The organism is Stenotrophomonas sp. ATs4 (assembly GCF_051861585.1).
GTDB classification, from domain to species: domain Bacteria; phylum Pseudomonadota; class Gammaproteobacteria; order Xanthomonadales; family Xanthomonadaceae; genus Stenotrophomonas; species Stenotrophomonas maltophilia_AS.
The window spans coordinates 83,331-107,120 of sequence record NZ_JBLYPK010000008.1; the positions used below are offsets into that span (position 1 = coordinate 83,331).

Sequence of the window (23,790 nt, forward strand, 5' to 3'; positions counted from 1 at the left end):
TCAGCCCTCCAGGCTCGGCGCTCGCACGCCGCAGTGGTCGACATAGGTCCTGATGCGGTCGATGCCATCGGCACCGTACCAGAACACTTTCCAGTGACCCTGCTTGTAGCAGCCATCGGATTCAGCGTAGTAGAAATGGTTGATCGGGTTGCCGTTGCGCGAACGCCAGAACAGCTGCGGCGTTTCCTCACGCATCACATTCCAGACCGCGCGGCCCAGGCCTTCGCCCTGCGCATCATCAAGCACCGCGAACTTGTCCAGGTACACACCCTCGGCTTCGTCGGTAAGGATCACCGCCGTGCGGTAGTTCTCGCTGACGTAGGCGCGCAGCAGCGTGGTCTTCTGGAAATAGTCCGGCACCAGGGTGCGGCCGAAGCTCGATTCGATCAGCTGCTTCAAGCGCGGCAGGTCCAGTTGCTCCCATGCCGTGGCGCGCAGCACCTTCTCACCCTTGCGTACCAGCGTGCCCGAACCCTTGTGGGTGAACAGTTCCTTGGCCAGGTCGGCCGGGCGGGTGATCGACACCGACGATTCCAGCGGCAGGCGGTCGAGCAGATCCTTGATCTGTTCGATCTTCACCTTCATGCCGCCGTGGATCCACGGCTGCGCGATCAGGTGGTCGTACTCGGTGGACAGGTTGATCGAGTCGATCACGTTGCCCTGCTCGTCCAGCAGGCCGCCGGTGCCGGTCAGGAAGATGATCTTGTACGGCTGCAGTTCCTGCACCAGTTCGTTGGCGGCGAAGTCGGCGTTGACGTTGAGGATCTGGCCGCCCGCGGTCTCACCCAGGCTGGTGATGACCGGGATAGAACCGGCGCGCAGGCTGGCTTCGATCGGCGCCAGGTTGACCTTCTTCACCTCGCCGACCAGGCCATAGGTCTGCACATCCAGATACTCGGCTTCGAACACGCCACCGGTAATCGAGGTCGCGCGCGCACCATTCTGCTGCAGCGCTTCGACCAGGCGCAGATTGGACTGCTGGAACACCCGGCGCACGATCGCCAACGCTTCCGGCGAGGTCACGCGCAGGCCGTTGACGGTCTGCTTCTCGATGCCGGCCGCCGAGAGCTCGGCGTCCAGCTGCGGGCCAGCACCATGCAGCACGATCGGGGTCAGGCCGACTTCCTGCAGGAACGACAGCGACGAGGTCAGCGCATCAAGATCGTCGCGCAGCACCGCCCCACCCACCTTGACCACGGCAAAACGCTTGGCGTCCAGCTGTGAAAAGCGCTTGAGGTACTGGCTGATCTCCTTCGCGCTGGCCATGCTGGAAAGCAGGCGCACGATGGTCTGGCGGGTCTGGCGGTGGGGCTGGAGGGCAGGAGACATTTCGGTTTCGTCACAGGCGGCGGTCGCCGCGTTGCAGGTCCGCCGCGCACAGGCGCGACGGCGTTGTCTGTGGATCAGGCGCCGGCGGCGATGATCCGGTGTACGGCGTCGGTGTAGCGCTGCAGCTGGTCCAGGGTCACGAACTCATCGGCCGTATGGGCCTGGGCGATGTCGCCGGGGCCGAACACCAGCGTGGTATAGCCACCGGCGGAGAACAGCGACGCCTCGGTCCAGAAGTCCACGGCGTTGCCGATCGGCAGGTCCAGCGCATCGGCCACATCGCGCGCCAGCAGGCGGCGGTTTTCGGCTTCGGCGATGTCTCCGGCCGGCAGGCTGGGGCCGCGGAAGGTCTCGGTGAACAGCGACGCTTCCGGTTCAGCGAAACCGGCGAAGGTCGCCAGCAGGCCGTCGATATCCATCGACGGCAGCGGTCGGAAGCCGAAGCGCACTTCGGCGGCCGGCGCGATCATGTTGGCCTTGATCCCGCCTTCGACGCGGCCGATGTTGAAGCGCAGGCCGGTCAGGCCGCCGAAGCGTGCCGAGGCCAGCGATTCCACGTGGTCCAGCGCGCGGTTGCCCCAGCGCATCGCCTGGTGCAACGCACTGGCGGCGGCATCCTGCTTGCCGGAGGCGTGCCCGGCACGGCCGGCGAACTGCATCAGCACCGAGCTGATGCCACGGTGTGCCAGCACGGCCTCGCTCATGGTCGGCTCGGCCACCAGCACGGCTTCGTACGGCAGGCCACGGGCCAGGAACGCGGCGATGCAGCGCGGATCGTTGGCTTCCTCGTCGCTGGAGAACAGGAACGCGGCATCACCCTCACTGGCGTTCGCGGCCGCCACCAGTGCAGCGGCCGCGCCCTTGATGTCACACACGCCCAGGCCGACCACGCGGTCGTCCAGGCGGCGCATCACGTGCGGGTCGGCACTCCAGTGCGGTGAGTCCGGCACCGTGTCCAGATGCACGTTGAACAGGTACTTCGGCGTCCCGCGCACGGCGTACAGGCTGACCGCACCGGCACCGTGGTCGATCACCTCGACGTTGAAGCCGGGCAGGTTCGCGCGCAGGTAATCGAAGATGCCACCGGTGGTGATCGCACGCGGCGGGTTGCGGGTGTCGAAGGACACCAGGGCCTGCAGGTGATCGAGCGTCTGTTCAAGCATGAATCAACAATCCTGGTAGTGCCGGCCGCTGGCCGGCAACGATGTCAATGGCAAGTGCCGGCCAGCGGCCGGCACTACCGTCACAGATCAACCGCGGTTGACCTGCGCATAGACGGTCGAGCTCATGCCGAACAGCTTGATGAAGCCCTCAGCCTCCTCCACGCCCCAGTCGGCCGACTGCGCGTAGGTGGCACCCTTGGTGTTGAGCAGGTGCGGCGACTTCACCGCCACCGCATCGACGCGGCCGCCACGGGTTTCCAGCACCACTTCACCATTGACCTTGGCCTGCGAGGACTTCAGGAAGGCCTCGATGTCGGTCTTCAGCGGGTCGTGGTAGAAGCCTTCGTACACCAGCTCCACCCACTTGCGCGCCACGTCCGGCTTGAAGCGGTTCTGCTGCTTGGTCAGCACGGCATCTTCCAGCGCGCGGTGCGCGGCCAGCAGCGAGACCAGGCCCGGGGCCTCGAACACGATGCGGCCCTTCAGGCCGATCACGGTGTCGCCGGTATACACGCCGCGGCCAACGCCATAGGGGGCGAACAGCTTGTTGAGCTGGGCCAGGATCTGCTCACCCGGCAGGGCCTTGCCGTCCAACTCGACCGCTTCACCTTCAACGAACTTCAGGGTGACCGTCAGTGCCTGCTCCGGCCACTCGGCGCGCGGCGCGCACCAGCCACGTGCGCCTTCGCCCGGGGCTTCCCAACGGTCGATCTCGCCGCCGGACATGGTCAGGCCCAGCAGGTTCTCGTTGATGGTGTAGGCCTGCTGCTTGGCACGCACGCCGAAGCCACGCTCTTCCAGGTACTTCTGCTCGTAGGCGCGGGTCTGGGTGTGTTCCTTCTGGATCTCGCGGATCGGCGCGATGATCTGGTAGTCACCCAGCGCCTTCACGGCCAGGTCGAAACGGACCTGGTCGTTGCCCATGCCGGTGCAGCCGTGGGCGATGATGTTGGTGCCCAGTTCGGCGGCACGCTTCAGCGCGGCATCGACGATCAGATAGCGGTCGGACACCAGCAGCGGGTACTGGCCCTGGTAGCCTTCGCCGGCCCACACGAACGGCTTGACGAAGCCTTCCCAGATGGCCGGGCCACCGTTGACGGTGACGTGGCTGGTCACGCCCAGCTCGGCCGCGCGCTTCTCGATGAAATCGCGCTCGTCATCATCCACGCCGCCGGTGTCGGCGAACACGGTGTGCACGTTGTAGCCGCGCTCCTGCAGGTACGGCACGCAGAAGCTGGTATCAAGGCCGCCGGAGAAGGCGAGAACGACGTCTTTGTTGCTCATGGGGATCAGGTCCACTTGGGGATGGGAATTCGGTAGAGCCGACCGTTGGTCGGCTGGAATGTTGGATGCGCTGCTGCGGGAGCAGCCGACCAACGGTCGGCTCTACCCTTGTTTGATTCAGCGCCCGGCAACGGCGGCCATGATTGCCTTCTGCACGTGCAGGCGGTTCTCGGCTTCGTTGATGGCGATGCACTGCGGCGAATCCATCACGCCATCGGTGGCCTTCACATTGCGGCGCAGCGGCAGGCAGTGGCTGAATACACCGTTGTTGGTCAGTGCCATCTTCCGCTCGTCCACGATGAAGTGCTTGAACTGGTCGCGGATCGGCTTTTCCGGTTCCCAGTTGCCGAAGAACGGCAGCGCGCCCCAGCTCTTGGCGTAGACCACGTCGGCACCGGCGTAGGCGCTGTCGATGTCATGGCTGATCTTCAGCGAACCGCCGCTCTCGGCGACGTTCTGCTCGGCCCAGCCCATGTAGCGGTCGTCCAGGATGTAGTCGGCGGTCGGGCACAGCAGGGTCACGTCCATGCCCATGCGGGTGGCGATGGTCAGCGCCGAGTTCGCCACTGCGGTATTCAGCGGCTTGGGATGGTAGGTCCAGGTCAACACGTACTTCTTGCCCCGCAGGTCCTGGGTGCCGAAGTGTTCCTGCAGGGCCATCACGTGAGCCAGTTCCTGGCACGGGTGGGTGATGGTCTCCATGTTGATGACCGGCACCGGCGAGTACTTCGCAAAGCTGTTGAGGACGATGTCCTGGCGGTCGTAGGCCCAGTCCTGGAACTTGGGGAACGCACGCACGGCGATGATGTCGCAGTAACGGCCCAGCACCTTGGCCACTTCAGCGATGTGTTCTTCGGTATCGCCGTCCATCACCGTGCCGAGGTTGAACTCGATCGGCCACGCATCCTTGCCCGGCTGCAGCACCACCGCGTGGGCACCCAGCTGGAACGCGCCCAGTTCGAAGCTGGTGCGGGTGCGCATGGACGGATTGAAGAACACCAGCGCGATCGACTTGCCCTTGAGCTGGTCGCCGAGCTTGTTGCGCTTGAACAGCGCGGCCTGGGTCAGCAGCGCGTCAAGATCGCTGCGGCTCCAGTCCTGGGTGTTCAGGAAGTGCTTGGGGGACATCATCTTTCCTTGCGTGGCAGCGCCGGGTTCGACGCGGTGGAAGGGAAAAGCAGGAAGCAAAGGTGGAGCTAAATGGTTGCAGTTGCAGCTTTCAGAACATGCATTTTTGAAGCGCGGAAACGAAAAAACCCAGCCGGCGGGCTGGGTTTTTTTCGGACGAACAGCAAAAAGCTCCGGTTACCCAGCGAGGATGTGGGGTTCCGGTCGACGCGCACGCGAGGTCATGCCAGACGCCTGTCGGGCTGCGCTGCTGTCGTGCTGGAAGTCGGTGAGCTTCATGGTCGATTATCTTTGCATGCGGCCGGGACCGGCGCAAGGGGCCAGGGTCGCAGAATCAGGGATTGCTGGCAGTGCCCTGCTCCGGGCCGATCCAAGGAGTGATCGACACCCGGATCTTGAGCCGGTTGCCGGGGTCTTCCGGCAGCCGCGAGCGGTACTTGGTGCCCTTGTAGACGTAGTCCACGTCATAGGCGATGGGCCGGCGGAACTCACGCCCGACCGGCACGATACGGCAGTCACGGGTCAGCATCGGGCCATTGTTGGCCGGGGCGGGAGCCGGGGCCGGCGTCTCCGCCGCTGCCTCCTCGGAACCCTCCTCGTCGCTGCGCTTGAACATCGAGCGCACCGAATCCCAGAAGCGGCTGATCCGGCCCTTGTCTTCGGCGGGTTCCTCGCCGGTCACGTTGACCGGGGCCAGGGTGCGGGTCGAGATCGGCTCGCAATGCTCCTCGGTGCGGGTCGCGCGCAGGGTCTGGAACACCGGCTCGACGTTCAGCACCTGGGCATAGTCGAACTTCACGTTCTCCACGATCACCACCCGGTTGCGGGGCTCGGCCTCCTGTGCCTGGACCACGGCGGGCAACGCCGACAGGCAGGCCAGGGTCAGCAACACGGTCGATTTCATTGGCGACGGGAGCAGGGACACGGCAATAGTGTAGGCAGTGGCGAGCGCGAGGGGCTGAACATTACCCGTCCGCGCCGCTTCTGCCCACCCCACCTTGGGCGGGCTTCAGGTCCACCGGTGGCAGCGCGTCGCCCCAAAGGGGCCCGACACGTTCTAAAATCGCAGGCTTGTCCCCCAGACACCGCCCCATGACCCTGCGCCTGCACAACAACCTGACCCGCCAGCTCGAACCGTTCACCCCGCTCGACCCGGCCTGTCCGACCCTGTATGTGTGCGGCCCGACGGTCTACAACTACGTGCACATCGGCAACGCCCGTGGCCCGGTGGTGTTCGGCGTGCTGGCCGACCTGCTGCGGCGGCGCTTCGGCGCCCTGCGCTACGCCCGCAACATCACCGACGTGGACGACAAGATCAACAACGCAGCGCGCGAACAGGGGGTGCCGATCAGCACCATCACCGACCGTTTCGCCGCCGCCTACCGTGAAGACATGGCCGCGCTGGGCGTGGCCCCGCCGGACATCGAACCGGAAGTGACCGCGCACATCCCGCAGATCATCACCATGATCGGGCAGCTGATCGCCAGCGGCCACGCTTACCCGGCCGAGGGCCACGTGCTGTTCGCGGTCAGCAGCTTCGAAGGTTACGGCAAGCTCTCGCGCCGCGATCCCGAGGAAATGCTGGCCGGGGCCCGCGTCGACGTCGCCCCGTACAAGCGCGACCCCGGTGATTTCGTGCTGTGGAAGCCATCCAGCGATGACCTGCCTGGCTGGGAATCGCCGTGGGGCCGTGGCCGCCCCGGCTGGCACATCGAATGCTCGGCCATGGCGGCCGCCCACCTGGGCGAGACCATCGACATCCATGCCGGCGGCGTCGATCTGCAGTTCCCGCACCACGAGAACGAGTTGGCGCAGAGCGAATGCGCGCATGGCGGCAAGATCTTCGCCCGCTTCTGGCTGCACAACGGCATGCTCAACTTCGGCGGCACCAAGATGAGCAAGTCGATCGGCAACATCGAGCGCGTGCACGATCTGGTGCGTCAGCATCCACCGGAAGCGCTGCGTCTGGCCCTGCTGTCGGCGCACTACCGCCAGCCGTTGGAATGGTCCGACGCGCTCATCGAGCAGTCGGTTCGTACCCTGGACCGTCTGTACGGCACCCTGCGCGAGCTGGCGCCGGTCGAGGCGACCGTGGCGATCCCGGCTACGGTCGAGGCGACCCTGGATGACGATCTGAACACCCCGCAGGCACTGGCCGAAGTGGCCCGCATCGCCGCCGACGCCCGCCGTGCCACCGACCCAGCCGAACAGGCGCGCCTGAAGGGCGAACTGCTCGGTGCCGGCCTGGCACTGGGCCTGCTGCAGGCCGATCCTGCGCAGTGGTTCGGCACCGCTGCCGGCGATGATGGCGACGATGCGCGCATCCAAGGCCTGATCGACGCGCGTGCCGCCGCCAAGCAGGCACGTGATTTCGCCCGTTCCGACGCCATCCGCGACCAGCTGGCCGCCGAAGGCATCGTGCTGGAAGACACCCCGCAGGGCGTGCGCTGGTCGCGCAAGCGCGGCTGACCTGCCCTGCCCCGTGGCCGGCCCGCCGGCCACGCTCCCACTGTAGAGACTGTTGTGACCGACTCCCCGTTTCCGCTTGAACCCACCGCCGCCGAGGCCCAGGCCGCCATCGCCGAGGAATTCGGCTTCTTCGGTGACTGGTCCGAGCGCTACCAGTACCTGATCGACCTCGGCCGCAAACTGCCGGTGTTTCCGGAAGAATGGAAAACCGAAGAGCACCGCCTGCTCGGTTGCCAGTCGATGGTCTGGATCGTGCCGGAAGGCAACACGCAGTCGCTGCGCTTCCACGCCATCAGCGATTCGGCCATCGTTTCCGGCCTGATCTTCCTGGCCCTGCGCGTGTACTCCGGGCGCTCGGCGCAGGAGATCCTCGATACCGAGCCCAGCTACATCCAGGACATCGGCCTGGCCCGCCACCTGTCGCCGACCCGCAGCAACGGCGTGGCGGCGATGCTCGCCTTCATCCGCGAGACCGCGCAGGCGCAGCTGCAGCGCGAACGCTCGTGAGCGAGCCTGGCACAGCCGAAGACACCGCGCTGGGCCTGCTGTCCCGGCCCGGTTTCGCCAGGCTGCTGGCATACCGTATCTTCGCGATGCTGTCCTACCAGGTGGTCGCGGTCACCGTCGGCTGGCATATCTACGAAGTCACCCGCAATCCGTTTTCGCTGGGCCTGATCGGCCTGGCCGAGGTCTTGCCGTTCTTCTGCGTGGCCCCGTTCGCCGGCTACCTGGTTGACCACCTGCCACGCCGCCGGCTGGGCATGGTCGCCTGTTCCGGGCTGATCGCCACGGCCATCGTGCTGACCAGCGTGGCCATGGGCTGGCTGCCGATCGACGGCGTGTGGCCGATCTATGCCGCCATCGCGCTGACCGGCATGGTCCGCGCCTTCCTGTCGCCGATCTACAACGCACTGTTCGCCCGCGTACTGGCCCGCGATCAGTTCGCGCGTGGCGCCGGGCTTGGCGCAGTGGTGTTCCAGGCCGGCATGATCGCCGGTCCGGCACTGGGTGGCGTACTGGTCGGTTTCGGCGGCAAGGGCCTGTCCTATGCAGTAGCGACCGTTTTCGCGGCGGTAGCGATGGGCTGCCTGGCCACACTGAAGGTGGAGGAGCCGGTGCATTCCGGCCCCGCTGCGCCGATCTTCAAGAGTATCGCCGAAGGCGCACGCTTCGTGGTTGGCAACCGGATCATGGTCGGCGCGATGGCGCTGGACATGTTCTCGGTGCTGCTGGGGGGTGTGGTGGCGATGCTGCCGGCGTTCCTGCATGAGATCCTGCATCATGGCCCGGAAGGCCTCGGCATCCTGCGCGCGATGCCGGCCGTAGGTTCGGTGTGCGTGGGCCTTTGGCTGGCGCGCCATCCCCTGCACCGCAATGCCGGGCGCGTGCTGCTGTTCGCGGTAGCGGGCTTCGGCCTGTGCGTGATCGGCTTCGGGCTGTCGCAGCACTTCTGGCTGTCGGCGCTGATCCTGCTGTTCTATGGGGCCTTCGACGGCGTCTCGGTGGTGATCCGCTCGACCATCCTGCAGCTGGCCACGCCTGAGGAAATGCGCGGGCGGGTATCGTCGATCAACGGCATCTTCATCAGTTCCTCCAACGAGCTCGGCGCGTTCTATGCCGGCACGATGGCCAAGGTTCTGGGGCTGGTGCCTGCGGTGGTGCTGGGTGGGTTCGCGGTACTGAGCGTGGCCGGGATCACGGCATGGAAGAACCCGACGTTGCGGAAGTTGAATCTGCGCGACCTGCAGTGACCGCGGCGGCGCGGCAGGGACCGGCGCAGCGTGGCGCCCGGTAGATCCACGCCATGCGTGGATTAATGTTTCCGGACCTGGGAACCACCCAACAAAAAACCCGGCCGAGGCCGGGTTTTCTGCATGACCAGACAACGATCAGGAATCAGTCGCCCTGCTGCTTCTGCAGGTGCTCCCAACGCTCCTGGGCGTCGATGGTGCGCTCGGCGGTGAGGCGCGCTTCCAGGCGCTCCAGGCCGATTTCTTCACCGGTGTCCACGCAGTAACCATAGTCGCCCGCTTCCAGGCGCTTCAGGGTGCTGTCGATCTTGCCGATCAGCTTGCGGTAGCGGTCACGGGTGCGCAGTTCCAGCGAGTTCTCGGTCTCGCGGGTCGCACGCTCGGCTTCGTCGCCGATGTCACGCACTTCCTCGCGCAGGTTCTCGATGGTCTGCTTGGATTCCTCCACCAGGTCCGCACGCCAGTTCTGCAGGCGCTGGCGGAAGTATTCCTGCTGCAGCGGGCTCATGTATTCCTCTTCCGAGGACGGCTTGTAGCCAGCTGGCAGGATCGGGCGGCCAGTGGCCTCATCGGTCTTGTATTCGACCACCTTGTACTTGCTGCGCGGGGCCGGTGCGGCCGAGCGGGCGGCGACGGCCACAGCAACCTTGCCGACAGGACGCGGCACGGTCTTCGGGGCGGAATCAGATTTCACGGCGGTTTTGGCAGGCGATTTCGAAACGGGCACGGGATTCTTGGATTGCGGGGCGGTCGATGCTGCAGAAGCGGCGGCCGGGGCCGGCTTGGAGGCCGGTTGGGCTGCTGCTACTGCCGCGGTCTTGGCCGGGACAGACTTGGCCGGAGCCGGCTTCACAGCTGGCTTCGGTGCGGACTTCACTACGGGGGCCGGGGTCGGCTTTACGGCCGGCGCGGCGACATTCTTGGCAACTTTCTTTACAGCAGCAGGCTTGGCTGCCGGTTTGGCCGAAGCAGCCTTCTTGGCCGCAGGCTTGGCAACCGGAGGAGCCACACCCTTCTTCACCACTGCCTTCGGCGCTGGCTTGACTGCGGCCTTCTTCACCACCGGCTTGGCGACGGCCTTCTTCACCGGCGCAGCCTTGCTGGCAGTCTTCTTCACCACCGGCGCCTTCTTGCTGGCAGCCGCAGGCTTGGCCTTGGCGGGCGCAGCGGCCTTCTTCGCCACCGGCTTGGTTGCCTTCACCGGCGCTTTCTTTGCGGTGGCCTTCCTGGCCGCCGGTTGCGAGGACGCCGCCTTGGTCACCGGCTTGCTGGCCGGCTTCTTGGCAACGGGCTTTGCCGCCAACTTCTTCACAACAGGCTTGGCGGTTTTCTTGGCGGCCGTTACGGCCTTCTTTGCAGTTTTTTTAGCAGCCACGAAACGCTCTTCCTTGGATTCCCCGGGGCCCGGGAAAGCGGGCCTTTATAGCCTACCCGACCCGCAGCAGCAACCTCGGTGGCCCGCTCCATTCAGTCCAGGAGACAACGGCCCAAGGTGCGGTCCGACCAACACGGACCGCCCTGCGCGGTACGGAACCTGTCCGGCACCTGGAGGGTGCCGCGAGCGGTCGCAGGCCATTGGCGACATGCGACCAACGGCCCATCCTGCACAAATGCGGCCTTCATGCCAACTGGCATAAGATGACTGGGTGATCTCGCGCCTGCTCATCGCCCTGCTGCGCTTCTACAAGCGCTTCATCAGCCCCCTGCTGGGGCCACGCTGCCGTTTCGTACCCAGTTGCTCTGAATACGCGATGGAAGCGATCTCGCGCCATGGCCCGCTGCGTGGCAGCTGGCTGGCGGCGCGGCGGCTGGGCCGCTGCCATCCGTTCCATCCTGGTGGCTTCGATCCAGTGCCGGAATCTCCCAACGCCCCCTCTTGCCGTTGCACAGGAAAACACTGACATGTCCTCCACGCTCATCACCAACGCCCGCCTGGTCAACGAAGGCCGCACCTTCGATGGCGACCTGCGCATCGAGAACGGCCGCATCGCGCAGATCGGCAACGGGTTGACGCCGCGCGAAGGCGAGCAGGTGGTGGACGCGGCCGGGCGCTGGCTGCTGCCGGGCATGATCGATGACCAGGTGCACTTCCGCGAGCCGGGCCTGACCCACAAGGGCGACATCGCCAGCGAATCGGCTGCGGCCGTGGCCGGCGGCCTGACCAGCTTCATGGACATGCCCAACACCAACCCGCCGACCCTGGATTCGACCATTCTCGAAGCCAAGTACGAGCTGGCGCGCGGCCGTGCCTGGGCCAACTACGGTTTCTACCATGGCGCCAGCAATGACAACCTGGAGGCCATCCGTGCGCTGGACCCGAAGAAGGCCCCCGGCGTGAAGGTGTTCATGGGCGCTTCCACCGGCAACATGCTGGTCGACAATCCGGAAACGCTGGACGCGATCTTCCGCGAATGCCCGACGCCGATCATCACGCACTGCGAAGACACGCCGATGATCGATGCCAACCTGAAAGCCTTCCAGGAAAAGTACGGCGACGCGCTGACCCCGGACATGCATCCGGACATCCGTTCGCGCGAGGCCTGCATCAAGTCGACCCGGCTGGCAATGTCGCTGGCGCGCAAGCACGGCACCCGCCTGCATGTGCTGCACATCTCCACCGCCGACGAGCTGGCGTTGTTCGAGAAGGGCCCGCTTATCCGCGCCGACGGCAGCCGCAAGCAGATCACCGCCGAAACCTGCGTGCACTTCCTGCACTTCGCGCGCCCGGACTATGCGACCAAGGGCAACCTGATCAAATGCAACCCGGCGATCAAGGAAGTTTCCGACCGCGAAGCAATCACCGCTGCGCTGGCCGACGACGTGCTGGACGTGCTGGCTACCGACCACGCCCCGCATACCTGGGAAGAGAAGCAGAAGCCTTACGCGCAGGCACCGTCCGGCCTGCCGCTGGTGCAGTACGCGCTGGTGGCCGCGCTGGAGCGCGTGCACGAAGGCAAGCTGACCCGCGAGCAGGTGGTGCAGAAGTTCGCGCATGCGCCGGCGCAGCTGTTCGACGTCGAGGAGCGCGGCTTCCTGCGCGAGGGTTACTTCGCCGACCTGGTGCTGGTCGAGGACGTGCCGTTCACGGTCAAGCGCGAGGACGTGCTGTCCAAGTGCGGCTGGTCGCCGTTTGAAGGCACCACCTTCCGTTCGCGCATCGCCTCCACCTGGGTCAACGGCCAGTTGGTGTGGGACGGCAGCAAGCTGGTGGGGCAGCCTGCCGGCCAGCGCATGACCTACGACCGCTGATGCGCAGGGTACTTCTGTTCGGAGCGCTGCTGCTGGCCGCGCCCCTGTACATCGCATCGTCGGCGCAGGCACAGGATGGCATCGGCAGCCTGATCGACAGTCGCGTGGTGTTTCCCGCCAGCGCATCGCAGGGTGCGCTGGTGATCGGCAAGGTGCCTGCTGGCAGCCGCGTGCAGTACGCCGGCCGCCAGCTGCGGGTAAGCGGCTATGGCAGCGTGGTGTTCGGCATCGGCCGCGACGAGAAGGGACCATTGCGCGTGCAGGTGCAGCGCCCCGATGGTGGCAGCGAGACGGCGACCATTGCGGTGACCCCGCGCGACTGGCCCACCGAGCGGGTCAACGGCGTACCGCCGAAAACGGTCAATCCGCCACCGGCGATTGCCGAGCGGATCAAGCGCGAACAGGCGCAGGTGATCGCCGCGCGTGCCCGCGATGACGACCGTACCGACTTCACCCAGACCTTCATCTGGCCGGTGCAGGGCCGCATCAGCGGTCGCTTCGGCAATGCGCGCGTATACAACGGGCAGCCCGGCGCCGGTCATTCCGGCATGGACATCGCGGTGCCCACCGGCACGCCGGTGAAGGCTCCGGCTGCCGGCATCGTCACCTTCGCCGGACCGGACCTGTACCTGACCGGTGGCACGCTGCTGCTCGACCACGGTTTCGGGGTCAGTTCCAACTTCCTGCACCTGTCGCGCATCGACGTGAAGGTGGGTGATCGCGTCGAACAGGGCCAGGTGATCGCCGCGGTCGGCGCCACAGGTCGTGCCACCGGCCCGCACCTGCACTGGGGCATGAACTGGTTCGACACCCGTATCGACCCGTTGCTGGTGCTGGAGCGCAAATAACGCGCGCAATGCGCTTTGGTGGGTGCCGACCTTGGTCGGCACAATCCCTCAGAGCGTGCGGACCAATGTCCGCACCCACCAGAGGCAGTCAGCAGGGCGATCGTTCAACCGCGTGCAGCCCACCACACGCGCAGCAGGGTGCGCACAGGAGTCGCTTCAATCGGTTTGCCTGCGGCCTGCGCGGCCACGCGTGCACGCGCCAGGCTGGACCACACGCGGCGCGGGCGCGGACCGGGCACGCGGGTGCCCCACCCCTTCAACAGCTGCTGCGCCCAGCGCTGCGCGGCGGTGCTGGCATCACCGTCCAGCAGGCTGCGTGGCACACCGGCCACGCCGGCATCCTGCAGGCGCTGGGCCAGGGTCTGCAGCTGCACCGCACGGCCGGCGCCAGTACGCGGCTTGTCGGCGAACAGCGCCGCTTCCACCGCTGCGACAGCTTCTGCGTAGTTGGCCAGCGCCTGCTCGGCACCGGCGGCGTCCAACGCCACAGTGCGCGCTTCGACCAGATCCGGCAGCGATTCTGCCAGCTGCGCCCATGGCGCATGCACCGGCTCCAGCAGACGGCCCAGCGGATGGCGCGAACGATGCGCCGCCCAGCTGCGCAGCTCCTCGCCCCACCACGCCAGCTTGGCGTCGGCCGGCAACGGGTCGCCGCTGGCGTTGAGCATGTCGTCGAATTCCTGCAGCAGCGCGAACCACGCGACCGCGATATCACGGTGTGATTCGGCCACGAACGGGGCGGCCACCGACCATTCCGGCCAACGGCTGCGCCACTTGTCGAGGAAACTGTCCAGCGCGGTACTGCTCACTACGTGATTCCTTACGGCTGGGCCGGGGCTGCCGGCCGGGTCGGCCAGAGACTGGCCCGTTGCAGAAGTTCGGCGTTCTCGACCAGCACGTCGGCCTGCCAGGCCAGCGGGTCGTCACTGTGCAGGCGGTAGCCCCACAGGGCCGCCACCGACGGCATGTTGGCTGCGCGGGCGGCAACAATGTCGCGCTCGTCGTCGCCCACGTATACGCAGTCTTCGGCGGCGATGCCGATGGACTGCGCGGCGTGCAGCAGCGGCAGCGGGTGCGGCTTGCGCTCGGCCAGGCTGTCACCGCCCACCAGCACCGCGCAGCGCTGCTGCCAGCCATGCTGCGGCAGGATCAACCGCGCCAGGTATTCCGGCTTGTTGGTGACGATGCCCCACACCGTTCCAGCTTCATCCAGCGCGGCGAGCATGCCGGCCACGCCGTCGAACAGCACCGCGTGCTGGCCGATCTGCGCCTCATAGCGCTGCAGGAACTCGGGAATCAGGGCATCGCGTTCGAGGGCGTCCAGCTCAGGGAAGGCCACCGATACCATTGCCCGCGAGCCTTTGGAAACCACCGGGCGCAGCAGCGCCGGATCAACCGGCGCGCGGCCGCGCTCAGCCAGCATGGCGTCGAGCGTCGCAACGAAGTCCGGTGCACTGTCGAGCAGGGTACCGTCCAGATCGAACAGCACGGCACGCGGGAACACGCCCTTGGTCACGGCGCCTTGACCGCGTGTGCCAGGTAGTTGATGTCGGTGCGGCTGCTCAGACGCGCGCGGTTGCGCCAAGGCTCGTAGGCCATGCCGCTGACATCGGACAGCTGCAGGTCGGCCTCGCGCAGCCAGCGTGCCAGCTCGGCCGGCTTGATGAATTCCTGGTAGTGGTGGGTGCCCTTGGGCAGCAACCGCGCCACGTACTCCGCCCCCACGATCGCTACCGCGAAGGCGGCGGCGGTGCGGTTGATGGTCGACAGGAACAGGTGGCCACCCGGCTTCAGCAGGCGCTTGCAGGCCTCGATGATCGCGCCCGGATCCGGCACGTGCTCAAGCATTTCCATGCAGGTCACTACATCGAAGCTGCCCGGCTGCTCGGCGGCCAGATCCTCGGCAGCCTGCAGCCGGTAGTCGACCTTCGCACCGCTTTCCAGCGCATGCAGGCGCGCAACCTTGACCAGCTCAGGAGCCAGGTCGATGGCGGTGACGTCGGCGCCGGCCTGGGCCAGCGCTTCGCTCAGCAGACCACCGCCGCAGCCGATATCCAGCACCCGCGCACCGCGCAGCGGCACGCGGTCGGCCACGTACTGCAAGCGTACCGGATTCAGGGCGTGCAGCGGCTTCTGCGGGCCATCAGCGTCCCACCAGCGGTTGGCCAGTGCGGCGAACTTGTCCAGCTCGGCCTGATCGAAATTGGAGGAAGCGTGGGGGGCAGTCATGGGGAGTCCTTGCAGCGCCGGGTTCAGGCGCGGATATGACGGATGCGCTCGCGCCACTGGCGCGCGTTGGCGATGATGCCGGGCAGATCCATGCCGACCAGCTCACGCTGCACCAGCTTCGGCTTGCCGGCGATCCAGACGTCGCTGACCTGCTGGCGGCCGGTGGCGTACACCAGCTGCGACAGCACGTTGTGCAGCGGCTGGGTTTCCAGCGCGGACAGGTCGACGCAGACCAGATCGGCCTGCTTGCCGACTTCGATCGAACCGATGCGGTCACCAAAGCCCAGTGCGCGGGCGCCACCCAGGGTGGACGCGCGCAGCGTGGTCGCCGCGTCCAGCGCGGTGGCATCGTCGGCCACGGCCTTGGCCAGGATCGCCGCGGTGCGGTTCTCGCTGAACATGTCCAGGTCGTTGTTGCTGGCGCAGCCATCGGTACCGATGGCAAGGTTCACGCCGGCACGCTGCAGAGCGCAGGCCGGGCAGAAACCGGACGCCAGTTTCAGGTTCGATTCCGGGCAGTGCACCACGCTGACGCCACGCTCGGCGCACAGGTGGATCTCCGCCTCGGTCAGCTGGGTCATGTGCACCGCGATCAGGCGGTCGTTGACCAGGCCGAGGCGATCCAGCCGCGCCAGCGGACGCTGGCCGTGCAGCTTGATCGAATCGGTGATTTCCTGCGCGGTTTCATGGGTATGCAGATGCACCTGCATGTCCAGCTGGTCGGACAGCATCCGCACCCGCTCGAAGTTGGCATCGTTGACGGTGTAAGGCGCATGCGGCGCGAACGCGGTGCCGATCAGCGGATCGGTGCGCCACTGGTCGTGCAGTTCACCGGCCTTGGCAAAGTACTCGTCGTCGGTCTTGGCCCAGGCGGTGGGGAAATCGATGATGACCGCGCCGACCAGCGCGCGGAAACCGTGCTTCTTGTAGACAGCGGCCTGCACATCGCCGAAGAAATAGTTCTCGTTGGCGCAGGTGGTGCCGCCACGCAGCATCTCGGCGATGGCCAGGGTGGTGCCGTCGGCGACGAATTCGGGGCCGATCACCGCCGCTTCCACCGGCCAGATGTGCTGCTGCAGCCAGGTCATCAGCGGCAGGTCGTCGGCGACGCCGCGCAGCAGGGTCATCGGGTTGTGCGTGTGCGCGTTGACCAGGCCCGGCATCAGCACCGCTTCCGGACGGCTGACCACCTGCGTGGCGCGGAACCGTGCGCGCGCCTCGGCACGCGGCAGGATGGCAACGATCTCGCTGCCACGCACGACAACGGCATGGTCTTCCAGCACCACCGCATGCGGCTCGATCGGAACGACATAACCGGCTTCGATGAGCAGGTCGCAGGCTTCGGGGAGGTGCGGGTTATCGCTCATGCGGGCTCACTGGCTGGGGGGCGGCGAGATACTTCTGGGGAGACACGCCCCTGAGTCAGGGGCTGCCGCGAAGCGGCGGGGTCTGGAGACCCGTGAAGCGGGGCCCATGATCTGCCGAAGCAGATCATGGGAGCGCCAGCGCGAATGCGCTGGCACGTACCCGGCCAGCGGCCGGCACTACGGTAATCCGGCTGCGCCGGATTACTTGACGCGCGCGGAGTATTCGCCCGAACGGGTGTCGACCTTGACGATTTCATCCTGGTTGACGAACAGCGGCACGCGGACCACGGCGCCGGTTTCCAGGGTGGCCGGCTTGCCGCCGCCGCCCGAGGTGTCGCCACGGACGCCCGGATCGGTCTGGGTGATCTTCAGTTCAACGAAGTTCGGCGGCTGCACGAAGATCGGCGAACCGTTGAACAGGGTGACGATGCAGGACTCTTCACCCTTCAGCCACTTCTCGGCGCCGCCCATGCCAGCCTTGTCGGCCTGGACCTGCTCGAAGGTTTCCGGGTCCATGAAGTGCCAGTACTCGCCGTCGCTGTACATGTAGTCCATGTTGGTATCGACCACATCGGCAACTTCCACGTCGTCGGTCGCCTTCATGGTCATTTCCACGGTCCGGCCCGACTTGATGAAGCGATAGCGCACGCGGGTGAAGGCCTGGCCCTTGCCCGGCTTGATGAACTCGGTCTCGGAGATGACGGCCGGTTCATTGTTGACCAGGATCTTCATCCCGTTCTTGACATCGTTCATGCCCGCAGTGGCCATGCTCAAGCTCCTCAAATGGCGAAACCGCCGCGCGTGCGGCGAGCCGGATAGAATGGAAAGCCCACCGGAACCCCGGCGGGCAACTGTTTATGTGTCCATGATAACCGCAGGCCCCCTGTCCATGCAGCTTTCCGCCTTCCCCCGGACCCCGTCGCCAGGGGCGCCCGCACGCTGGCAGCAGCTCTGGCGCCAGGCGCTGCGCGACCCGCACGCCCTGCTGGCCCGGCTGCAGCTGGACCCGGCCGCGCTGGGCGTATCGGACGACGCCATGGCCCAGTTCGCGCTGCGCGTGCCAGAGGGCTTCGTTGCCCGCATGCGCACGGGCGATGCGGCCGACCCGCTGCTGCGCCAGGTGCTGCCGGTCAACGAAGAAATGCGCCCGGTCCCCGGGTTCAGCTTCGACGCGGTGGGCGACGGCGCGGCAAAGAAGGCCACTGGCGTCATCCAGAAGTATCGCGGTCGCGCCCTGCTGGTTGCCACCGGCAGTTGCGCGATCAACTGCCGCTATTGCTTCCGCCGCCACTTCGACTATGGCGCGGAAAACGCCGCCAAGGGTGGCTGGCAGGAAGCCGTGGCGGCCATCGCGGCCGACCCGGACATCGACGAGGTGATCCTGTCCGGCGGCGATCCACTGTCGCTGGCCACGCACAAGCTGGTCGAGCTGACCGACGCCCTGCGCGCGGTCCCGCACATTCGCCGACTGCGCATCCACACCCGCCTGCCGATCGTGCTGCCTGAACGTGTGGACGAGGAGCTGCTGGCCTGGCTGGGCAACCTGCCCTGGCCGCTGGCGATCGTCGTCCATGCCAACCATGCCAATGAATTCGATGCCAGCGTGGACACCGCGATGGCGCGCCTGCGCGGCATCGGCGCGCAGCTGCTGAACCAGGCGGTGCTGCTGCGTGGGGTCAACGACAGCGTGCAGGCCCTGCAGGACCTGAGCGAGCGCAGTTTCGCCGCCGGCGTACTGCCCTACTACCTGCACCAGCTGGACCGGGTCGAGGGCGTGGCCCACTTCGAAGTGGACGACACCCGGGCCAAGGCGCTGATTGCCGGCCTGACCGCACGCCTGTCCGGTTACCTGATCCCCAAGCTGGTGCGCGAACTGCCCGGCGACCCGAGCAAGCGTCCGGTGTAACGGTAGATCCACGCCATGCGTGGATGGGCTTGCCTACAGAAGCATCCACGCATGGCGTGGATCTACTGTCAGGCGCCCGATTCGATCATCCGCACCACTTCGGTTGCAGTAACCGGGTGGCTCAACCGATAGCCCTGGCCGAGGTCGCAGCCGCGCTGGGCCAGCAGCTCGAACTGCGCCTCCTGCTCGATGCCTTCGGCCACCACCGTGATGCCCAGCGCGTGGGCCATCGCGATGATCGCCGTGGTCAGCGCCAGATCATCCGGATCGCGCTGCATGTCGGCCACGAAGCTCTTGTCGATCTTCACGCCATCGACCGGCACCTGGCGCAGATGGCTAAGGCCGGAGAAGCCGGTACCAAAATCGTCCAGCCAGACCTTCACACCGGTGCGGTGCAGCTTGTCCAGCAGCTGCGCAGCGACCATCTCGTCGCCGATCACGGCGGTTTCGGTCAGCTCCAGATGCAGGCGCGACGCCGGCAGCCCGGACTCATGCAGGCACTGTGCGACCAGTGCCGGCAGTTCGCCACCGCGCAGCTGCCGTGGCGACACATTGACCGATACGAACAGGTCGTCCCCGGCCGCCCCGCGCGGCCACTGCGAGGCTTCCATGCAGGCTGCGCGCAGCACCTTCGGGCCGATGATCTCGATCAACCCGCTCTGCTCGGCCACCTCGATGAACACCGACGGCGGGATCGTGCCCAGGGTCGGGTGTTGCCAGCGCAGCAGCACTTCGACACCCACCATGCGGCGGTCGCGCATGCGGAAGATCGGCTGGTAGGCCAGGCGCAGCTCGCCACGCTCCCAGGCCCCGCGCAGCTCCTGCTCCATGTGCACGCGGCGCTCGACCGCATGGTCCATCGCGCGGCTGTAGTAGCGATAGCAGTTCTTGCCGGCCATCTTCGCCTGGTACATGGCGATGTCGCCGTTCTTCAGCAGGGTGGTCGCATCGGCGGCATCGTCGGGGAACAGGGTCACGCCGATCGAAGTGCCCAGGAACAGTTCCCTGCCCTGCACCACCAGCGGCTTGCCCAGCTCGCGCACCAGCACTTCGGCCAGCAGCCGCGCATTGGCAGCCATGTCCCCGTCGCCGACCAGGATCACGAACTCGTCGCCGCCGAAGCGCGCCAGCAACGCCTCATCGCCGCCGGCCTCGGTCACCGCGCGGCCGATGCGCTGCGCGAACTGCAGCAAGGCCTCGTCGCCCGCCTCGTGGCCGAGGGTATCGTTGACCCGCTTGAAGTCGTCGATGTCGGCGAACAGCAGGCCCAGCCGATGGTTGGAGGCACGCGCGGCCATCAGCCGGTGATCCAGCGCCTCACGGAACGCCAGCCGGTTGGTCAACCCGGTCAGTGCATCGGTATACGCCATGCGCCGCACTTCGCGATCATGGCGGGCGATCGCATCACGCATGCTGGCGAAGCCGCGGACCAGCTCACCCACCTCGTCATCGCGGCTGTTTTCCGCCAGCGGCGCCTGGTAGTCCCCTGCTTCAATACGGCGTGCCGCTGCAGCCAGATCACGGATCGGCGCCACCAGGGTGCGCTGCACGTAGAGGATCACCACCACGCCGATCACCACCAGCAGCCCCAGCATCAACAGCAACCAGCCCAGGTGGCGGCTGCCGACCTGCTGCAGGCGCTCTCCGAGCGTGGCGTTGGCCGCCTGTTCGCGCTGCTGCACCTCGTCCAGCGCCATGCCGACGCGGACGCCACCGATGCGCTGGTTGCCGACCATGATCGGCATCGCATTGTCGAGTACCTTCGGCGATTCCTGCACCACCAGGGTCCGCGCGGCCACGGCCTTGGGCGCCAGCGGGTCGGCCATGGGCTGCCCGAAACCAGCGACCTCGACCGTACCGTCATGCACCAGCCTGCCATGGTCGTCGAACACCAGTACATAGCGCACTACCTGCTGGCGGGCGGTGTTGCGCACCAGCGCGCCGACCTGGTCCAGGTCGCGGTAGTACAGCGGATTGGCCAGCGCATCAGACAACTCGCGCGCCATCGCCTCGCCACGACTGCGCACGCCGCGGTCGAACAGTTCATGGATGACGCTGCCACTGAGGTTACGCACCTCACTCTGCATTGCTGTCTGCCGCCCCAGCAGTACCGCCAGGATCGCCACGACCACGATCATCGCCCCGCCCATCGCGAGCAGGAACCGGACCTGCATTCCCGAGCCGAGCCACTTCATTCCACTTCCATCCGCACGCGCGTCAATCCTTGTTTCAATTCATCCAGCCGCTGCTGCGCATGCGCATCGACGCGGTGGAAACCGGAAGTGCCAAAAAACCGATGCAACGCCCCCTGCGCCTGCGGGTCACTGGCTGCCTGCAGCAGCACTTGCTGCAGGCGGTCACGCACCTTCGGATCGAGGTCGGCGCGCACCATCTCCACCGCACGCGGGTACGGCTCAGTACGCAGCAGTTCGCGGAAGTCACGCCGGAACGCCGCCGGCACCCGCCGTTCGTCATTCCAGTCCACGCTGCTCACCGCCCCCACATCCGCCATGCCCTTGTGCACGTAGGTGGCGATGTTCAACTCGCTGCGCGCGAACACATAGCCCACGCTGTCCCGGCCCGGCATGTCCCAGACCCCGGCCAGGATCTGTGGCGACAGCCCGTCCTGCAGCAGGGTCATCACCGGCACCAGGTAGGCACTGGTGGACGCGGTGTTCTGCAAGGCCATGCGATGGCCGCGCAGATCCTGCACGCGCTGGATCGGGCTGTCGCTGCGCACGAAGAACACCGTCTGGTATTCACGTACGCCATTGCGCTCGGTCAACAGCAGCGGACGAGCGCCACTGCGCTGGCCCAGCGCCATGGCCGCGCCCGATGTTTCGGTGACCCAGTCGACCCGTCCCCGGCGCAGATAGCTGGCCATCTGCTGGGGATCGCGCGCCATCAGGATCCTCCCTTCCTTGATGCCGACGTCGTGCATGCGTGCCACCACGTAGTCCAGCAGTGGCTGCAGCTGCTCGTAATGGGCCTTGGGATCATCGCTGATCCGGCCCAGCACCAGCACCGGGTCCGGTGCTGCACGCACCGTCCCGGCCAGCAGGACCATGGCCAGGCTCAGCAGTCCCCCCTGCATTGCCTTTCGAAGACCTGACACAGGCTTCATCCCCCCTGGGTATCCGGACAGACTACCCGAAAAAATGAGAACGCCGTCAGCTGCCCTTGTTGCCTGCCTGGGCCAACCGCGCCATGCGCTGGGTGTCGGCCAGGATGCCGCGCAGCAGACGCACTTCCTGCTCGCTCGGCTCGCTGCGCAGGAACAGGCGGCGCAGCTTGCGCATCGCCGATTCCGGCGCGCGGCCCTTGTGGAAATCGATCTCGTCCAGAGTGTCGCCAAGCTGGGCGAAGAAGCTCTCCATCTGCTCATGGCTGGCCACCTGTTCGTGGGCGCCTGTTCCGGGCTCAACGACCGGCTGTGCGCCCAGCAGCTGCATGCGGGTTTCATAGGCCAGCACCTGTACCGCCGCCGCCAGGTTGAGCGAACTGAACTCCGGATCGGACGGGATGTGTACCGCCGCGTGGCACAGCTGCAGCTCTTCGTTGGTCAGCCCGGTGCGCTCGCGGCCGAACACCAGCGCGACCTCGGCACCTTCGCTGGCCTTGGCCACCGCGCGGGCAGCGGCGTCGGCCGGCAGGTATTCCTCCAGCTGGACGCGGCGCGCACGGGCCGTGCAGCCCAGCACCAGACGGCAGTCGGCCACGGCCTCGGCCAGGGTGGCCACCACCGGGGCGTCACCGAGTACGTCTTCGGCGCCGGCCGAGCGGCGGAACGCCTCCTCGTCCAATGGCTTTTCGGGGGCGACCAGCACCAGGCGGGCCAGGCCCATGGTCTTCAGGGCACGGGCGGCAGCACCCATGTTGCCGGGGTGCTGGGTACCGACCAGGACGAATCGGAGGCGGGTAGCGACGGGAAACTGGGACATGAACAGGGAAAATGTCGAGCTGGACGAAGACCAATGGTAAACTGTGCGGCCGGCCACTGCGCCGGACCTGCTCTTTTCCCCCGCCAGCCCTTCTCTTCTGCCTTTCCGGGAGCCCACACCATGCAGAAACCCGCCGTAACCGTCATGGTCAAGGCCGCCCGACTCGCCGGCAACGTCCTGTTGCGCAACATCAACAAGCTCGAGGCGCTGAATGTGGTGCAGAAGGGCCGGATGGACTACGCCAGCGAAGTCGATGCGGACGCGGAAAAGGTCATCGTCAAGGAGCTCAAGCGCGCCTACCCCGAGTACGGCATCTTCGGCGAAGAAGGTGGCGTGCAGAGCGAGCGTCGCCACATGTGGGTCATCGACCCGCTCGATGGCACCAGCAACTACCTGCGCGGCGTACCGCACTACTGCGTGTCGATCGCCCTGGTCGAGAACGGCGAGCCGACCGATGCGGTCATCTTCGACCCGCTGCGCAATGAACTGTTCACCGCCAGCCGTGGCGCAGGTGCCGTGCTGAACGACCGCCGCATCCGCGTGGCCGACCGCAAGGATCTGGAAGGCACCATGATCCACACCGGCTTTGCCCCGCGTGAGCGTGCCCGTGCCGGCGCTCAGCTGAAGTCGGTCGACACCCTGCTGGTCCAGGCCGAAGACATCCGCCGCACTGGTTCGGCCGCGCTGGACCTGGCCTACGTGGCCTGTGGCCGCGCCGATGCCTACTTCGAAGCCGGCGTGAAGGCATGGGACATCGCCGCAGGCCTTCTGCTGGTGCGCGAAGCCGGCGGCAAGGTCTGTGACTTCAAGGGCGCAACCCTGGGCCGCATGGACAACCGTGGCCCGGACAATCACCAGATCGTGGCCGGCAACCTGAAGGTGGCCGAGGCGCTGCAGAAGGTGCTGGTGAACACCGGCTACGCGGCGGAGTTCGACGCGAAGTTCTGAGTTTCTGCGTAAAGCGGTTCACTGAAACGGCACCTGCGAGGGTGCCGTTTTCGTTTGCGCGCCCATGCATCGGTAGCGCCGGGCCATGCCCGGCGGAACCCGGTAGATCCACGCCACGCGTGGATGCTGTTGATCTTGATCCTGATCTTCCGGTCCACCGGGCATGGCCCGGCGCTAC

The 23,790-nt window shown here is 66.6% G+C and carries 22 protein-coding genes; 8 read left to right on the forward strand and 14 right to left on the reverse strand.

Features of this window, described 5'->3' with window-relative positions:
- The 5 genes from ABR323_RS15255 to ABR323_RS15275 form a co-directional block, all read right to left on the reverse strand.
- A complete protein-coding gene (locus tag ABR323_RS15255) occupies window positions 1-1,329 on the reverse strand; it encodes an acetylglutamate kinase (protein ID WP_439449919.1) in 1,329 nt (442 codons plus the stop codon).
- 74 nt (window positions 1,330-1,403) lie between these two features.
- Window positions 1,404-2,492 carry an acetylornithine deacetylase gene (locus ABR323_RS15260; protein ID WP_439449920.1) on the reverse strand — a complete coding sequence of 363 codons (1,089 nt, stop codon included), beginning with the start codon at window positions 2,490-2,492 and terminating at the stop codon, window positions 1,404-1,406.
- A gap of 87 nt (window positions 2,493-2,579) precedes the next feature.
- Window positions 2,580-3,776, reverse strand: coding sequence for an argininosuccinate synthase (locus tag ABR323_RS15265; RefSeq protein WP_439449921.1), 1,197 nt, complete (start codon window positions 3,774-3,776; stop codon window positions 2,580-2,582).
- Between the two features lie 117 nt (window positions 3,777-3,893).
- Window positions 3,894-4,904 (reverse strand): N-acetylornithine carbamoyltransferase, encoded by a 1,011-nt coding sequence (locus ABR323_RS15270; protein WP_108769376.1) that lies wholly within the window; start codon window positions 4,902-4,904, stop codon window positions 3,894-3,896.
- Window positions 4,905-5,238: 334 nt separating this feature from the next.
- Entirely contained in the window at window positions 5,239-5,808 is a 570-nt protein-coding gene (locus ABR323_RS15275) for a hypothetical protein (protein ID WP_135274517.1), read from the reverse strand.
- Window positions 5,809-5,996: 188 nt separating this feature from the next.
- Here ABR323_RS15275 and cysS point away from each other — a divergent pair, with 188 nt between their 5' ends.
- Genes cysS through ABR323_RS15290 form a run of 3 tightly spaced genes read left to right on the forward strand, consistent with a single transcriptional unit; the run spans window position 5,997 to window position 9,124 of the window.
- Window positions 5,997-7,373: a cysteine--tRNA ligase gene (cysS, locus tag ABR323_RS15280; RefSeq protein WP_135274510.1), complete on the forward strand. Its 1,377-nt coding sequence runs from the start codon at window positions 5,997-5,999 to the stop codon at window positions 7,371-7,373.
- A gap of 54 nt (window positions 7,374-7,427) precedes the next feature.
- Window positions 7,428-7,880 carry a SufE family protein gene (locus ABR323_RS15285; protein WP_135274511.1) on the forward strand — a complete coding sequence of 151 codons (453 nt, stop codon included), beginning with the start codon at window positions 7,428-7,430 and terminating at the stop codon, window positions 7,878-7,880.
- Complete coding sequence (locus tag ABR323_RS15290) at window positions 7,877-9,124, forward strand: MFS transporter (protein ID WP_135274512.1); 1,248 nt, start codon at window positions 7,877-7,879, stop codon at window positions 9,122-9,124. The genes ABR323_RS15285 and ABR323_RS15290 overlap by 4 nt, the downstream gene beginning before the upstream one ends.
- A gap of 145 nt (window positions 9,125-9,269) precedes the next feature.
- Here the strand turns inward: ABR323_RS15290 and dksA are convergent, their stop codons facing one another.
- Entirely contained in the window at window positions 9,270-10,499 is a 1,230-nt protein-coding gene (gene dksA, locus ABR323_RS15295) for an RNA polymerase-binding protein DksA (protein WP_439449922.1), read from the reverse strand.
- A 271-nt stretch (window positions 10,500-10,770) separates the two neighbouring features.
- On the opposite strand from dksA, the gene yidD reads away from it, so the two are divergent.
- The 3 genes from yidD to ABR323_RS15310 are packed head-to-tail and all read left to right on the forward strand — an operon-like array spanning window position 10,771 to window position 13,221.
- A complete protein-coding gene (gene yidD, locus ABR323_RS15300) occupies window positions 10,771-11,025 on the forward strand; it encodes a membrane protein insertion efficiency factor YidD (protein ID WP_005414016.1) in 255 nt (84 codons plus the stop codon).
- A gap of 1 nt (window position 11,026) precedes the next feature.
- Window positions 11,027-12,373 (forward strand): dihydroorotase, encoded by a 1,347-nt coding sequence (locus ABR323_RS15305; protein ID WP_439449923.1) that lies wholly within the window; start codon window positions 11,027-11,029, stop codon window positions 12,371-12,373.
- Window positions 12,373-13,221, forward strand: a complete 849-nt coding sequence (locus ABR323_RS15310; protein WP_439449924.1) for a M23 family metallopeptidase — start codon at window positions 12,373-12,375, stop codon at window positions 13,219-13,221. Before ABR323_RS15305 ends, ABR323_RS15310 begins: the two co-directional genes overlap by 1 nt.
- Before the next feature lie 104 nt (window positions 13,222-13,325).
- Here the strand turns inward: ABR323_RS15310 and ABR323_RS15315 are convergent, their stop codons facing one another.
- From ABR323_RS15315 to efp, 5 genes are all read right to left on the reverse strand, one after another.
- Entirely contained in the window at window positions 13,326-14,030 is a 705-nt protein-coding gene (locus ABR323_RS15315; protein WP_439449925.1) for a squalene/phytoene synthase family protein, read from the reverse strand.
- An 11-nt stretch (window positions 14,031-14,041) separates the two neighbouring features.
- Window positions 14,042-14,737, reverse strand: coding sequence for a phosphoglycolate phosphatase (locus ABR323_RS15320; RefSeq protein WP_439449926.1), 696 nt, complete (start codon window positions 14,735-14,737; stop codon window positions 14,042-14,044).
- On the reverse strand, window positions 14,734-15,450 hold the full coding sequence (gene ubiG / locus ABR323_RS15325; RefSeq protein WP_439449927.1) for a bifunctional 2-polyprenyl-6-hydroxyphenol methylase/3-demethylubiquinol 3-O-methyltransferase UbiG: 717 nt from the start codon (window positions 15,448-15,450) through the stop codon (window positions 14,734-14,736). Before ubiG ends, ABR323_RS15320 begins: the two co-directional genes overlap by 4 nt.
- A 23-nt stretch (window positions 15,451-15,473) precedes the next feature.
- A complete protein-coding gene (locus ABR323_RS15330) occupies window positions 15,474-16,817 on the reverse strand; it encodes a TRZ/ATZ family hydrolase (protein WP_439449928.1) in 1,344 nt (447 codons plus the stop codon).
- Between the two features lie 201 nt (window positions 16,818-17,018).
- Window positions 17,019-17,585 carry an elongation factor P gene (gene efp / locus ABR323_RS15335; protein WP_135274522.1) on the reverse strand — a complete coding sequence of 189 codons (567 nt, stop codon included), beginning with the start codon at window positions 17,583-17,585 and terminating at the stop codon, window positions 17,019-17,021.
- 97 nt (window positions 17,586-17,682) lie between these two features.
- Between efp and epmB the strand changes: the two genes are divergently transcribed.
- Window positions 17,683-18,723 carry an EF-P beta-lysylation protein EpmB gene (gene epmB / locus ABR323_RS15340; protein ID WP_439449929.1) on the forward strand — a complete coding sequence of 347 codons (1,041 nt, stop codon included), beginning with the start codon at window positions 17,683-17,685 and terminating at the stop codon, window positions 18,721-18,723.
- 68 nt (window positions 18,724-18,791) lie between these two features.
- On the opposite strand, the gene ABR323_RS15345 is transcribed toward epmB, so the two are convergent.
- From ABR323_RS15345 to ABR323_RS15355, 3 genes are all read right to left on the reverse strand, one after another.
- On the reverse strand, window positions 18,792-20,918 hold the full coding sequence (locus tag ABR323_RS15345) for a putative bifunctional diguanylate cyclase/phosphodiesterase (protein WP_439449930.1): 2,127 nt from the start codon (window positions 20,916-20,918) through the stop codon (window positions 18,792-18,794).
- On the reverse strand, window positions 20,915-21,817 hold the full coding sequence (locus ABR323_RS15350; RefSeq protein ID WP_430544050.1) for a phosphate/phosphite/phosphonate ABC transporter substrate-binding protein: 903 nt from the start codon (window positions 21,815-21,817) through the stop codon (window positions 20,915-20,917). The genes ABR323_RS15345 and ABR323_RS15350 overlap by 4 nt, the downstream gene beginning before the upstream one ends.
- A gap of 76 nt (window positions 21,818-21,893) precedes the next feature.
- On the reverse strand, window positions 21,894-22,664 hold the full coding sequence (locus ABR323_RS15355; RefSeq protein WP_135274526.1) for an RNA methyltransferase: 771 nt from the start codon (window positions 22,662-22,664) through the stop codon (window positions 21,894-21,896).
- A 120-nt stretch (window positions 22,665-22,784) separates the two neighbouring features.
- Between ABR323_RS15355 and ABR323_RS15360 the strand changes: the two genes are divergently transcribed.
- A complete protein-coding gene (locus ABR323_RS15360) occupies window positions 22,785-23,612 on the forward strand; it encodes an inositol monophosphatase family protein (protein ID WP_439449931.1) in 828 nt (275 codons plus the stop codon).
- Window positions 23,613-23,790 lie beyond the last annotated feature (178 nt).